10 protein-coding genes are annotated in these 11839 nt (G+C 75.1%); 7 read left to right on the top strand and 3 right to left on the bottom strand.

Annotated elements, in window-relative coordinates:
• On the top strand, nucleotides 1-95 hold a 95-nt coding region (locus tag ACFV1L_RS33455; RefSeq protein ID WP_132919430.1), incomplete at its 5' end, for an acyl-CoA dehydrogenase family protein.
• Between the two features lie 9 nt (nucleotides 96-104).
• Here the strand turns inward: ACFV1L_RS33455 and ACFV1L_RS33450 are convergent.
• Together ACFV1L_RS33450 and ACFV1L_RS33445 are read right to left on the bottom strand one after the other, a co-directional pair.
• The gene (locus ACFV1L_RS33450) at nucleotides 105-641 is read right to left on the bottom strand and encodes a hypothetical protein (RefSeq protein ID WP_380373297.1); all 537 of its coding nucleotides are present in this window, start codon (nucleotides 639-641) and stop codon (nucleotides 105-107) included.
• A 92-nt stretch (nucleotides 642-733) separates the two neighbouring features.
• Nucleotides 734-2020 (bottom strand): LCP family protein, encoded by a 1287-nt coding sequence (locus ACFV1L_RS33445; protein ID WP_380373295.1) that lies wholly within the window; start codon nucleotides 2018-2020, stop codon nucleotides 734-736.
• 343 nt (nucleotides 2021-2363) lie between these two features.
• Between ACFV1L_RS33445 and ssuE the strand changes: the two genes are divergently transcribed.
• From ssuE to ACFV1L_RS33425, 4 genes are all read left to right on the top strand, one after another.
• Nucleotides 2364-2918 carry an NADPH-dependent FMN reductase gene (gene ssuE / locus ACFV1L_RS33440; protein ID WP_380373293.1) on the top strand — a complete coding sequence of 185 codons (555 nt, stop codon included), beginning with the start codon at nucleotides 2364-2366 and terminating at the stop codon, nucleotides 2916-2918.
• A gap of 190 nt (nucleotides 2919-3108) precedes the next feature.
• Nucleotides 3109-3894 (top strand): ABC transporter ATP-binding protein, encoded by a 786-nt coding sequence (locus tag ACFV1L_RS33435; RefSeq protein WP_380373290.1) that lies wholly within the window; start codon nucleotides 3109-3111, stop codon nucleotides 3892-3894.
• 15 nt (nucleotides 3895-3909) lie between these two features.
• Nucleotides 3910-6465 (top strand): ABC transporter permease, encoded by a 2556-nt coding sequence (locus ACFV1L_RS33430; RefSeq protein ID WP_380373287.1) that lies wholly within the window; start codon nucleotides 3910-3912, stop codon nucleotides 6463-6465.
• Between the two features lie 76 nt (nucleotides 6466-6541).
• On the top strand, nucleotides 6542-8467 hold the full coding sequence (locus ACFV1L_RS33425) for a hypothetical protein (protein WP_380373285.1): 1926 nt from the start codon (nucleotides 6542-6544) through the stop codon (nucleotides 8465-8467).
• Between the two features lie 7 nt (nucleotides 8468-8474).
• Here the strand turns inward: ACFV1L_RS33425 and ACFV1L_RS33420 are convergent, their stop codons facing one another.
• Nucleotides 8475-10007, bottom strand: a complete 1533-nt coding sequence (locus tag ACFV1L_RS33420) for an LCP family protein (protein WP_380373283.1) — start codon at nucleotides 10005-10007, stop codon at nucleotides 8475-8477.
• Between the two features lie 104 nt (nucleotides 10008-10111).
• Between ACFV1L_RS33420 and ACFV1L_RS33415 the strand changes: the two genes are divergently transcribed.
• Nucleotides 10112-11155, top strand: coding sequence for a glycosyltransferase family 2 protein (locus ACFV1L_RS33415; protein WP_380373281.1), 1044 nt, complete (start codon nucleotides 10112-10114; stop codon nucleotides 11153-11155).
• Between the two features lie 65 nt (nucleotides 11156-11220).
• On the top strand, nucleotides 11221-11838 hold the full coding sequence (locus ACFV1L_RS33410) for an acyltransferase (protein ID WP_380373279.1): 618 nt from the start codon (nucleotides 11221-11223) through the stop codon (nucleotides 11836-11838).
• The last annotated feature ends 1 nt before the right edge of the window (nucleotide 11839 follow it).

Raw genomic sequence — 11839 nt, 5'->3', positions numbered from 1 at the left:
CGGTGGAGCGGATGATGCGCGACGCGAAGATCACGCAGATCTACGAGGGCACCAACCAGGTCCAGCGCATCGTGATGGCCCGCAACCTGCCGTAAACGCCTCCGCTACGGGGCGCCCGCCCGCCGGGCCGCTTCCACGGGCAGGTCGCCGCCCGTGGCGCGATCCGGCCGGCGGGCGCCGTCCGCTTCCCGCGGGTCCCGGTGCGCCCGGTTCCGCACTCCCACCTTGCGGGCCGGGACGCCCGCCCAGATCTCGCCGGGGCCCGTGGAGCGGGTGAGGACCGCGTTCGCGCCGACGACGGTGCCGGCGCCCACGGTCAGGACGCCCGACTTGCAGATGATCTTCGCGCCGGCGCAGACCACCACGCCGTCCTCCAGGACCACCCGGCGCATCGGGGACTCCTCCTGCGGCACCCAGGGGTCGGCGCGGCCGATGGTGACGCCGTTGTAGAGGGTGACGTTCGCGCCGAGGGTGGTGAAGGGGTGCAGGACGGTCCCGAAGCCGCGGTGGAAGACGGTCAGCCCGGGGCCGATCTCGGCGGCGGCGGGGACCTCCATCCCGTACAGGGCCAGGGCCTCCCGGGCCAGGCGGCCGAACAGCCGGCTGCGGCGGAGGCGGATGAGGGAGGTCACCAGCGACATGGCGGCCATTGTCCCGCCCGGCGATCTGATGGGGCGTCAACGACGCGCGGGCCGAGCGGAGTTCGCATCCGGTCGGCCCGCGGCGGTCGCGGTCACTTGACGTCGGGGACGGCCGTGTCGTTCTTCATCGCGTCGAAGACGGCCTTGGACTTGGCCGGGTCCCACTTGACGGCGGACTCGCCGGTGGGGGTGCGGTAGTCGGGGTTGCCGATCGGGACGGTGATGGTCTTGCCGTCGCCGCCGGTGACGCCCTTCATGGCGAGGAACATCGAGCCGAGGTCGGTGAGGCCGGCGTCCTCGTCGACGATCAGGGTGTCCAGGCCGGCCGAGGCCAGCGGGTAGAAGGTGAACGGGTTGAGCAGGGTGGCGGGGGAGGCGGCCTGCTTGGCGAGGGCGCCGAGGAACTTCTGCTGGTTGCGCATCCGGCCGAGGTCCTGGTCGGCCATCTGGTGCCGCTGCCGGACGAAGGCGAGCGCCTGCTTGCCGCTGAGGGTCTGGGTGCCGGCCTGGAGGTCGAGGCCGGAGTCCTTGTCCTTGACCGGCTGGTCGATGGTCATCTCGACGCCGCCGACGGCGTCGACCAGGCCGACGAAGCCGGCGAAGCCGATCTCCGCGTAGTGGTCGATCCGCAGTCCGGTGTTGGTCTCGACGGTCTGCACCAGCAGCCGCCCGCCGCCGCTCGCGAACGAGGCGTTGATCTTGCGGGTCGCGGCGGCGATGCTCTTGCCGCTGCCGGAGGTGTCCTGGTGGGCCGGGATCTGCACCCAGGAGTCGCGCGGGATCGACATCAGCGTGTTCCCGTTGTCGCCGATGTGCAGGATCATCATCGAGTCGGAGCGCTTGCCGTCGGCGGAGCCGGTGTGCAGCGAGTCCTCCTCGGCGTCGGTCAGGCCCTCGCGGCTGTCCGAGCCGACGATCAGCCAGTTCGTGCCCTTGCCGGCCGCCGGGCGGCCCGGGTAGTCGGCGAGCACGTTCTCGTGCCGGAGCTTGCCGTCCGCCCAGAAGTAGGTGCCGACGACGGTGACCAGCAGCGCCAGGACCAGGCCGAGCGCCGAGAAGCCGATGATCTTCTTGCGCGAGCGGCGCGGCCGGGCCGGCTGCTGCGGGGCACCCGCCGGACCCGGCTCGGACCCGTACGGCTGCTGCCCGTACGGCTGTCGGCCGCCGTCGTGCGGCGGTGGGCCGCCGAAGCCGCCCGGGGCGCCGCCCTGCTGGGGCGGCCGGTCGGTGGTCTGCTGGGTGGGGCGGGAGAGCGGGACGCCGGTGCCGCGCGGATTCAGCTCCGGCGGAAGCGGCGGCTCCGCCGCCCCGCCCCGGCCGCGTGCCGCGTCGCCCTGCCCGTATGCGCCGCCCCCCGGGCGCTCCTGCCACGTGTTCATGGGGGAAGGATGCCCGAACCGCGCGCCCCGTGGTGATCGTCCGGCCCGGCGGGGGCTCCTTGTGGCCGTTTTGATGCAGGGCGCGGACCGTCCGGTGCGGAGTTCACCAGGCGGGCACGGCCTTGACCCGGTAAAACGCCGCGTGTTTGCATGGCCGCATGGAGCAGCGGAAGGTCCTCACCCGTCGACGCCACGTCGACCACGGCCGGGTGTCCTGTTCGCTCTGTCGCGGCTGACGCCCCCGCCGCGCATTCACCCTCAGGCGAGCCCGCGCCCTCGCCGGCGTTCCGTCTTTCCGCCCCAGGCCGCGCTGCTGCGCCGCCGCACGCACCGAGGTGACTCCATGGCCGTGATCCTGTCCGTCTCCGGTTCGCCCTCCGCGACCTCCCGCACCACCCGCCTGCTCCGGCACGTCGACCGCCGGCTCGTCCGCCACGGCCACCGGGTCGAGACGCTGGACGTCCGCACCCTGCCCGCCGAGGCGCTGCTGGGCGCCGACACCACCGACCCCGCGATAGCCCGCGCCGTCGCCCTGTTCGAACGGGCCGACGGGGTGGTGATCGGCACGCCGGTCTACAAGGCCGCCTACTCGGGTCTGCTCAAGGCCCTGCTCGACCTGCTGCCGCAGTACGCGCTGCGCGGCAAGACGGTGCTGCCGCTGGCCACCGGCGGCTCCACCGCGCACGTGCTGGCGGTGGACTACGCGCTGCGCCCGGTGCTGAACTCGATGGGCGCCGCGCACATCACCCAGGGCTGGTTCGTGCTGGACCGGCACATCGGGGTGCGCGAGGACGGCGGCACCGAACTGGAGCGGGAGACCGAGGTGCTGCTGACCCCGGTGGTCGACGCGTTCGCCGCGGCGCTCCGCCCGTACCCGGAACTCTCGGCGGTGGGCTGACCGTTCGTCGGGCGACTGCTTCACGTCCGGGGCCCGGACCCTCATGCCGCGGGACGCGGACCCCTAGGGGAGAGGGCCCGGGCCCCGGAGCGCTTCCCGGTGACGGCGCTCGTCCCGGTGGAGGACGACCGGCCGGGCCGCGGCCGGGAGGCTTGAGGGCGACGGGCGGACCCCACCTCAAGGAGCAGCAGTGACCACGGCACCGAGCGCCGCGTACCTCTCACACTCACCGGGGCAGGGCGACGCCGCCGCCCGGGCCCGGCAGGTCACCAAGGCGTACGGCTCGGGGGAGACCCGGGTGACGGCGCTGAACAACGTCGACGTGGACATCCGGCGCGGCCGGTTCACCGCGATCATGGGTCCGTCGGGGTCCGGCAAGTCGACCCTGATGCACTGCCTGGCCGGCCTGGACGCCGTCTCCGCCGGGCGGATCTGGATCGGCGAGACCGAGATCACCGGCCTGAAGGACAAGCAGCTGACCCGGCTGCGCCGCGACAAGATCGGCTTCGTCTTCCAGGCGTTCAACCTGCTGCCCACCCTGAGCGCGCTGGAGAACATCACGCTGCCGATGGACATCGCCGGCCGCAAGCCCGACCGGGCGTGGCTGGAGCAGGTCATCGACACCGTCGGCCTGTCCGGCCGGCTGCGGCACCGGCCCGGGCAGCTCTCCGGCGGCCAGCAGCAGCGCGTCGCGGTGGCCCGGGCGCTGGCCGCCCGGCCGGAGATCATCTTCGGCGACGAGCCCACCGGCAACCTGGACTCCCGCTCCGGCGCGGAGGTGCTCGGCTTCCTGCGCCGCTCGGTCGACGAACTCGGCCAGACCATCGTGATGGTGACCCACGACCCGGTGGCCGCCGGCCACGCGGACCGGGTGCTGTTCCTCGCCGACGGCGTGATCGTCGACGAGATGCACAACCCGACCGCCGACTCCGTCCTGTCCCGCATGCGCCGCTTCGACGGCAAGCGCACCAGCTGAGACGGGACCGGGACGATGCTGCTCAAGACCTCGCTGCGGAGCTTCCTCGCGCACAAGTGGCGCCTGGTGCTCTCGCTGCTGGCCGTGGTGCTGTCGGTCGCCTTCGTGGCCGGCACCCTGGTCTTCTACAACACCGCGACCAGCACCTTCGACCGGCTGTTCGCCGCCACCGCCTCCGACCTGTCGGTGCGGAAGGCGCAGGACGACCTGGCCGCCGGCACGCCCGGCCGGACCCCGACCGTCCCGGTCGCCACCCGGGACAGGCTCGCCGCCGAGCCCGGTGTGAAGGCCGCCCTCGGCCAGGTCATGGTGGCCACCGCCACCCTGGTCGACCCGGCCACCAACAAGCTGGTCGGCCCCACCACCGGCGCGCCCACCCTGACCGGCAACTGGACCGACACCCCGCGCAACCCGGTGGACGTCACTTCCGGCCACGTGCCGCAGGGCGCCGACCAGCTGGTGCTGGACGCCGACACCGCCAGGAAGTCCGGCCTCGGCCTCGGCAGCCGGATCCGGGTGATCACCGAGAGCGGCAACCACGACTTCACCGTCGCCGGCATCGCCACCTTCCGGACCACCAACCCCGGTGCGGCGCTGGCCTTCCTGGACACCCCGACCGCGCAGCGGATCCTGCTCGGCGCCGAGGAGTACACCTCGGTCGAGGTGTTCGGCGACGGCAGCCGCGGCAACGAGGAACTGAAGGCCGCCGCACTGGCCGGCCTCGGCACCGGCTTCGAGGCGAAGACCGCCGCCGAGCAGCAGAAGGAGAACGCGGCGGGCGTCGGCTCGTTCCTGGCGTTCATGAAGTGGGCGATGCTCGGCTTCGCGTTCCTGTCCGCGGCCGTCGGCATCTTCCTGATCGTCAACACCTTCTCCATGCTGGTCACCCAGCGCACTCGGGAGATCGGCCTGCTGCGCGCCGTCGGCGGCAGCCGGTCGCAGGTCAACCGCTCGGTGCTGACGGAGGGTCTGATCCTCGGCCTGATCGGCTCCACGCTCGGCATCGGCGCCGGCCTCGGCCTCGCCGTCGCGATGATCCGGCTGATGCAGGCGGCCGGGATGAACCTGGACGCCTCCTCGCTCCAGGTCACCTGGGCGGTGCCGGTGGTCGGCTACGCCGTCGGCCTGCCGGTCACCCTGCTCGCCGCGTTCTTCCCGGCCCGCCGCGCCGCCCGGATCACGCCGATGGCCGCGCTGCTCGACCACGCCGCCCCGGCCGAACCCCGCGCCAACCGGGTCCGGGCCGCGATCGGCCTGCTGGTCACCGGTGCCGGCGCCGCCGCGCTGGTGGCCGCCGCCGGCTCGCCCGGCTCCACCGGCGGCCTGCTGCTCGGCGCCGGCCTGCTGGCCACCCTCACCGGCTCGGTGGTGCTCGGCCCGCTGCTGGTCTCCGTCCTGGTCCGGCTGTTCGGCGGCCTGCTGCCCGCGCTGTTCGGCCCGGCCGGCCGGCTCGCCCGGCGCAACGTGGTCCGCAACCCGCGGCGCACCGGCTCCACCGCCGCCGCGCTGATGATCGGCCTGGCCGTGGTGATCGGCGCCTCGGTGGTCACCTCCTCGATGGTCGGCTCGATGTCCGACCAGATCGACCGCTCCGTCGGCGCCGACTACGTGGTGGAGGGCCCCGGCGGCCCGCTCAACCCCGCCATGGTGGACGCCGCCCGGCGGACCCCGGGCATCGACCACCTGTCCACCCAGACCCGCGTCCCGGGCGAGCTGGTGCTGCCCGACGGCGCCACCGTCCGCGGCCGGCTGATCGCCGCGGACGCGGACTTCGCCCGCGACTTCCGCCTCCCGGTCGCCGCCGGCAGTGCCGACGCGGTGTTCGCCGGCGGCATCTCGATCGGCCAGGACGTCGCCGACGAGCAGCACCTGAAGGTGGGCGACCCGATCGTCGTCAACTACGGCGAGGGCCGCACCCAGACCCTCCCGGTCGCCGCGGTGCTCAAGACCGGCAACCAGCTGTTCGACCACCGCTTCTTCACCGGCGTCACGACCGTCGCCAAGGGCCTGAACGGCCCCGCGCCGGCGCCCGAGGTGCTGTTCGGCACCGCCAGGGCCGGCGCCGACAAGGACGCCGTGCTCGCCGACCTGCAGAAGTCGCTGGCCGAGTACCCGCAGCTGATGGTCAAGGACCAGGCCGGCTACAAGGAGATGGTGAAGTCCCAGTTCGACCAGCTGCTCGCCATGGTCTACGGCCTGCTCGGCCTGACGATCGTGGTCGCCGTCCTCGGCGTGGTCAACACGCTGGCGCTGTCGGTGGTCGAACGCACCCGGGAGATCGGCCTGCTGCGCGCGATCGGCCTGTCGCGCCGTCAACTGCGGCGCACCGTCCGGCTGGAGTCCGTGGTGATCGCGCTGTTCGGTGCCGTCCTCGGCACCGCGCTCGGCCTGAGCTGGGGCGTCACCGCCCGCGCGGTGCTGTCCGAGCAGGGCCTGACCGTGCTGGCCGTCCCCACCGGCACCGTCCTCACGGTGCTGACCGGCTCCGTGCTGGTCGGCCTGGTCGCCGCGCTCGTCCCGGCCTTCCGGGCCGCCCGGATGAACGTGCTGGCCGCCATCGCCACCGACTGACGGCACGTCAACCAGGACGGCCCGCCCGGCGCACCCGCCCCGGGCGGGCCGTCCGGGTGCTGGGAGAATCACCCGCATGCCGGAACCCACGCCGCCGCTGCCCGCCGCGCCCGCGCTGACCCTGGCCGCCGCCGACCAGTGGCGGGCCGCCCGGGTGTGGCGCCGGCTGGAGAGCCGCTGGCCGGCCCTGCTGCCGCTGCTCACGGTGCTGCTGGCCCTCACCGTCGACGACACCCCCGAGCGCTGCGGCACCTGGCAGCCCTGCACCGTCCCGTACGGCGAGAGCGCCGCCCCCGCCGTGCTGCTGGTGGAACTGCTCGTCCTGCTGCTGCGCCCGCGCCACAACTGGGCCGTCCCGGCCGCGGCCGGCCTGCTGCTCTGGTTCCTGCCGGACGCGCTGCCCGGCCCCTGGCTGACCGTCGCCGCCTGCGCGGCGCACCTGGGCACGGCCGCCGCGCTGTACCGGGTGGCGGCCGGCCGCCGCCGCGCCCGCGCCCAGCTCGCCACCCTGATGGGCCCGCCGGCGCCCTACCCGTGGACCCTGCTGGGCGGCGACTGCCCGTTCGACCTGCCGTCCGCGCCCCGGATCCGCCGCCTGCTGGCCGTCCTGCTCGGCGCCGGCGCGGCGGCGCTGCTGCTGGCCGGCGTCTGGCAGACCGAGGACGGCATCCGCCGGGCCGCCGAGGCCGACGAGGTGCGGGCCACCGTGCGCACCGTCCACCCCGACGGCGAGGGTGCCACCGTCGAGTACCGGCTGCCGCACGAGGACCGGACGTTCACCGCCGAGGTGGCCGGCCCGCGCAGGCCCGGCGAGCAGGTGCCGCTGCTGGTCGACGGCACCGGCTGGTACCGGGCCGCCGACGAGTGGCAGGACCCCGCCCCGTGGTGGCTCGGCGCCGGCGCCGCCGGCACCTTCGCCGTGCTGCTGGCGCTCTCCGCCCACCGCGCCACCCGCGAACGCCGCCGGACCGACGACGGCGCGCCCGCCCTCCGGGTCCGGGTCCGACCGGACGCGGGCGGCGACCTGGAGGTGCTGCCGCTGGACGGCGGCGACCGCGAGGCCGGCCTGTGGCGGCTGCGGCGCGTCGGCACCGAGGTCCACTACCTGCCCGCGGACCGCGAGGGCCCCGCCGAATGGCTGCCCTGCACCGGGGACGAGGACGACGAGGACGACGACGAGGACGACCGGACCGCGCCGGACACCCTCGCCGAGGCCGCCGCCCTGGTCGAACGGACCGCCGCCCCCGTCGAGGCGCTGCTCTACCAGGGCCCCGACGGCGGCCGCCGCCAACTGCTGGTGCTCCGCTCGCCCGTCGCCCCCCACGAGTGGACGGCCGCGTACGCCGCCGGGCACGCCGCCCCGCCCCGGCTGCGCCGCGGCAACGACCTGCACGAGGACGACGTGCTGGTGATGGCCGAGGCCGCCCGCCACCTGGAGCACGACCTCGCCGAACAGCCCGACGGCCCGCCGGAAGCCGCCCGGGTGTTCGGCCTGCCCGCCGTCGTGCGCCGCGGCGCGGCCCCGGTCGCCGCCGTGCTGATCGCCTTCCTGATGGACCGGACCGCCGACGGCGGCCTGCTCGGCGGGCTGGTCCGGCCGCTGCTGATGGGCACGGCGGTGCTGGTCGGCGTGGTCGGGGCGCTCGGCTGGCAGCTCGCGGTGGACCGCGACGGCGTCGCGTTCAGCGGCGTGCTGCGGCTGCACCGGCTGCGCTGGCAGCAGGTGACCGCGGCGGCCGTGCACCGCGGCCGGTTCACCCTGCGGGCCGGGTCCGGGCAGGTCGGCTTCAGCTCCGGCCCGGCCCGCCTGCTGCACCGCCACTTCGGCGGCCCGTACGACCCGCAGCGGATCGCCCGCACCGTCACCCTGCTCGCGCACCGGCCGGAGCGCCGCCCGCAGGCCGTCCTGCCCGAGGACGCGGTCGGGGCGGCGCTGCCGCTGAACCGGCTCGCGGTCGCCGGGTACGCGGTGTGGGCGGTCGGCCAGTACCTGCTGGGCTGACCCGCCGTCAGGACGGGCAGCTGATCTCGCTGCCGCTCTCCGCCCCGGCCACCGCCGCCCCCTCCGCCCTGGCGGCGGCCGGGGTCTCGGCGGCGGCGGGCGCGGCGGCGGGCGCGGACGCCGACGCGGGGGCGCCGGCCGGGCCGCGGTAGTCGGTGCCCGCCACCACCTGGAAGGTCGCGCCGAGGTTCGGCACCCGGACCAGCTCGGCGTCCGGCAGCACGGCGGCCAGCGTCTTCACCGACTCGTCCCAGCGCGGGTCGTAGCGGATCACGGTGCGGGCCGCGGGCCGGCCGCCGCCGGGCGCGTTGGACGGGGTGCCCGTGGTGGCGAACCCGGCCTTGCGCAGGTCCTCGTCCACCCGGGTGCCGAGGCCCTGCACGCCCGCGCCGTTCAGCACCTGGACCCGCACCTGCTCCGGAGGAATCGTTCCGGCAGCCTGCCCGGCGCCGGCCGGCGCCGAGGAGGCGGCGGGAGCGGCGGCCGCGGCCCCGGTCAGCGGCCGGCCCGCCCGGACCGCCTCGAACAGCGCCTTCGCGCCCTTCTCGTCCCACAGCACGGTCGAGCCCCAGCCCGGCACCGGGTGGTCCACCGAGGACAGCGGCACCGTCGCGAAGTCCGCGTTCGACGCCGACAGGTCCTTCAACCGGGAGGCGAAGTCCAGCAGTTCGGCGTTGCCCAGGCCCTTGTCGACCTTCACCGACCGGAGCACCGTGTCCATCACCCCGGTCAGCTTCGCCGGATTCAGCAGCGTGTCGCCGGCCGACGCCTGGTGCAGCAGCTGCGCCAGGAACTTCTGCTGACGGTGCATCCGCCCCAGGTCCGAGGAGCCGTCCACGTGCCGGGCCCGGACGTAGCGCAGTGCTCCCGCCCCGTCCAGCCTCGTGGTGCCGGCCGGCAGCTCCAGGCCCGAGTAGTCGTCCTGCAGCGGCTTGGGCGTGCACACCTCGACGCCGCCCAGGGCGTCCACGGTGGAGACGAAGCCGAGGAAGTTCACCTCGATGTAGTGGTCGATCCGCAGCCCGGTGTTCTGCTCCACGGTGCGCACCGCCAGCGGCGCCCCGCCCATCCCGTACGCGGCGTTGATCTTGCCCTTGGCGGCGGCGACCTGCTTGCCGGTGGCCGCGTCCTGGTGCGCCGGGATGTCCACGTACGAGTCGCGCGGCACGGACACCACGGTGGCCCGGCCGCGGTCGGCCGACAGCTGGACGATCATCATGGTGTCGGTGCAGTGGCAGGACTCGCCGCCCGCGTGCAGCACGTCCTTCAGGGTGGCCTCCGGGATGCCCTCCCGGTTGTCGGTGCCGACCACCAGGAAGGTCGACGACCCGTCGTCCGCCGGCCGGTCCGGGCCGCCGCCGATCGCGTCCACCCGCCCCAGCGAGGAGCCGACGCCGTTCAGCACCGCCCAGCCCGCGCCCGAGGTCGCCAGCACCGAGAAGGACAGCGTGCCCGCCGCCCACAGCCCCCACCGCCGACGGGCCGGCCGCCGCGGCCGAGCGGATCCGGGCAGGCGTTCGAACGGGCGCTGATCAGGCATCTTCCGCATGGTAGGTGCTGCGGCCCGCTGCGCCCGGGCGGCGCGCCGGAGCGGGGCCGACCCGGCCCGACGCCCGCGGCCGCCCGCCGGTACGCTCGGGCACGATGAACACCAAGGCTGCTGAGAAGCTGCCGGCGGTCTCCGTGATCATGCCGGTGCTCGACGAGGAACGACACCTGCGCACCGCCGTCCACCGGATCCTGGAGCAGGAGTACGACGGCGACCTGGAAGTGGTGATCGCACTCGGCCCGTCCACCGACCGGACCGACGAGATCGCCGCCGCCCTGGTCGCCGAGGACCCGCGGGTGCGCACCGTCCCCAACCCGACCGGCCGCACCCCCGCCGGCCTGAACGCGGCGATCCGCGCCAGCCGGCACCCCGTGGTGGTCCGGGTCGACGGCCACGGCCTGCTGACGCCCGGTTACATCGCCACCGCCGTGCGGCTGCTGGACGAGATGGACGCCGCCAACGTCGGCGGCATCATGCACGCCGAGGGCGAGACCGACTGGGAGCGCGCCGTCGCCACCGCGATGACCTCCAAGATCGGCGTCGGCAACGCCGCCTTCCACACCGGCGGCCTGGCCGGCCCCGCCGACACCGTCTACCTGGGGGTGTTCCGCCGCGAGGTGCTGGAGCGGCAGGGCGGCTACAACGAGGAGTTCATCCGCGCCCAGGACTGGGAGCTGAACTACCGGATCCGGCAGGACGGCGGGCTGATCTGGTTCACCCCGCAGCTCAGGGTCACCTACCGGCCCCGGCCGTCCGTGCGCGCCCTCGCCAAGCAGTACAAGGACTACGGCCGCTGGCGCCGGGTCGTCACCCGCTACCACCGCGGCTCGGTCAACCTGCGCTACCTGGCCCCGCCGGCCGCCCTGCTCGGCGTGGTCGGCGGCCTGGTGCTCGGCGCCGCCCTGCACCCGGTGTTCCTGGTGCTGCCCGGCGGGTACGTCGCGGCGATCACCGCCGGCGGCCTGCTGGAGGGCCGCGGCCTGCCCGCCAGGGCCCGGATCCAGGTCCCGCTCGCCCTCGCCACCATGCACCTCAGCTGGGGCTTCGGCTTCCTCACCTCGCCCCGCAAGCTGGCCCGCCGGGTGATCGCCTCCACCGCGCCCGCCCCGATCGACCCCGCCGCGACCGCCGGAAGCTGACCGGCCGTCAGGGACGGTCCCCGGAACGCCGGACGGGGACCGTCCGCCCGCACTAGGCTCGCGCCATGACGAGCAGCGCCCCCCGGATCGAGGCCACCGCCGACGTCGACCCGCGCGCCGCCGTCGGCCCCGGCAGCACCGTCTGGCACCTCGCGCAGGTCCGCGAGCACGCCGAGATCGGCGCCGAGTGCATCATCGGCCGCGGCGCCTACGTCGGCCCCGGCGTGAAGCTCGGCGACCGGGTCAAACTGCAGAACCACGCCCTGGTGTACGAGCCCGCGGTCCTGGAGGACGGCGTCTTCGTCGGCCCCGCCGCGGTGCTCACCAACGACCTGTACCCGCGCTCCGTCGACCCGGACGGCCGGCTCAAGCGCGGCGACGACTGGCACGCCCGCGGCGTCACGCTCCGGCAGGGCTGCTCGATCGGCGGGCGCGCCGTCCTGGTGGCCGGCGTCACCGTCGGCCGGTGGGCGCTGGTCGCGGCCGGCGCCGTGGTGCACCGGGACGTCCCCGACTACGCGCTGGTCGCCGGGGTGCCCGCCCGCCGGATCAAGTGGGTCGGCCGGGCCGGCGAACCGCTGGAGCCCGTCGGCGACGGCCGCTGGCGCTGCCCGCGCACCGGCGAGCAGTACACCCAGACCGCCCCCGACACCCTCGTCCCGGACGCCGAACTCCCGGCCTGAA

This window comes from Kitasatospora sp. NPDC059646 (genome assembly GCF_042734615.1).
Lineage (GTDB): Bacteria > Actinomycetota > Actinomycetes > Streptomycetales > Streptomycetaceae > Kitasatospora.
This window is presented reverse-complemented; position numbering and strand designations above follow the sequence as displayed.

What these genes read in the sequence shown, in the direction of transcription:
- ACFV1L_RS33430 (WP_380373287.1), top strand. Translation starts at nt 3,910, where the DNA reads ATGCTGCTCAAGACCTCGCTGCGGAGCTTCCTCGCGCACAAGTGGCGC.
- ACFV1L_RS33410 (WP_380373279.1), top strand. Translation starts at nt 11,221, where the DNA reads ATGACGAGCAGCGCCCCCCGGATCGAGGCCACCGCCGACGTCGACCCG.
- ssuE (WP_380373293.1), top strand. Translation starts at nt 2,364, where the DNA reads ATGGCCGTGATCCTGTCCGTCTCCGGTTCGCCCTCCGCGACCTCCCGC.
- ACFV1L_RS33415 (WP_380373281.1), top strand. Translation starts at nt 10,112, where the DNA reads ATGAACACCAAGGCTGCTGAGAAGCTGCCGGCGGTCTCCGTGATCATG.
- ACFV1L_RS33450 (WP_380373297.1), bottom strand. Translation starts at nt 641, where the DNA reads ATGTCGCTGGTGACCTCCCTCATCCGCCTCCGCCGCAGCCGGCTGTTC.
- ACFV1L_RS33425 (WP_380373285.1), top strand. Translation starts at nt 6,542, where the DNA reads ATGCCGGAACCCACGCCGCCGCTGCCCGCCGCGCCCGCGCTGACCCTG.
- ACFV1L_RS33420 (WP_380373283.1), bottom strand. Translation starts at nt 10,007, where the DNA reads ATGCCTGATCAGCGCCCGTTCGAACGCCTGCCCGGATCCGCTCGGCCG.
- ACFV1L_RS33445 (WP_380373295.1), bottom strand. Translation starts at nt 2,020, where the DNA reads ATGAACACGTGGCAGGAGCGCCCGGGGGGCGGCGCATACGGGCAGGGC.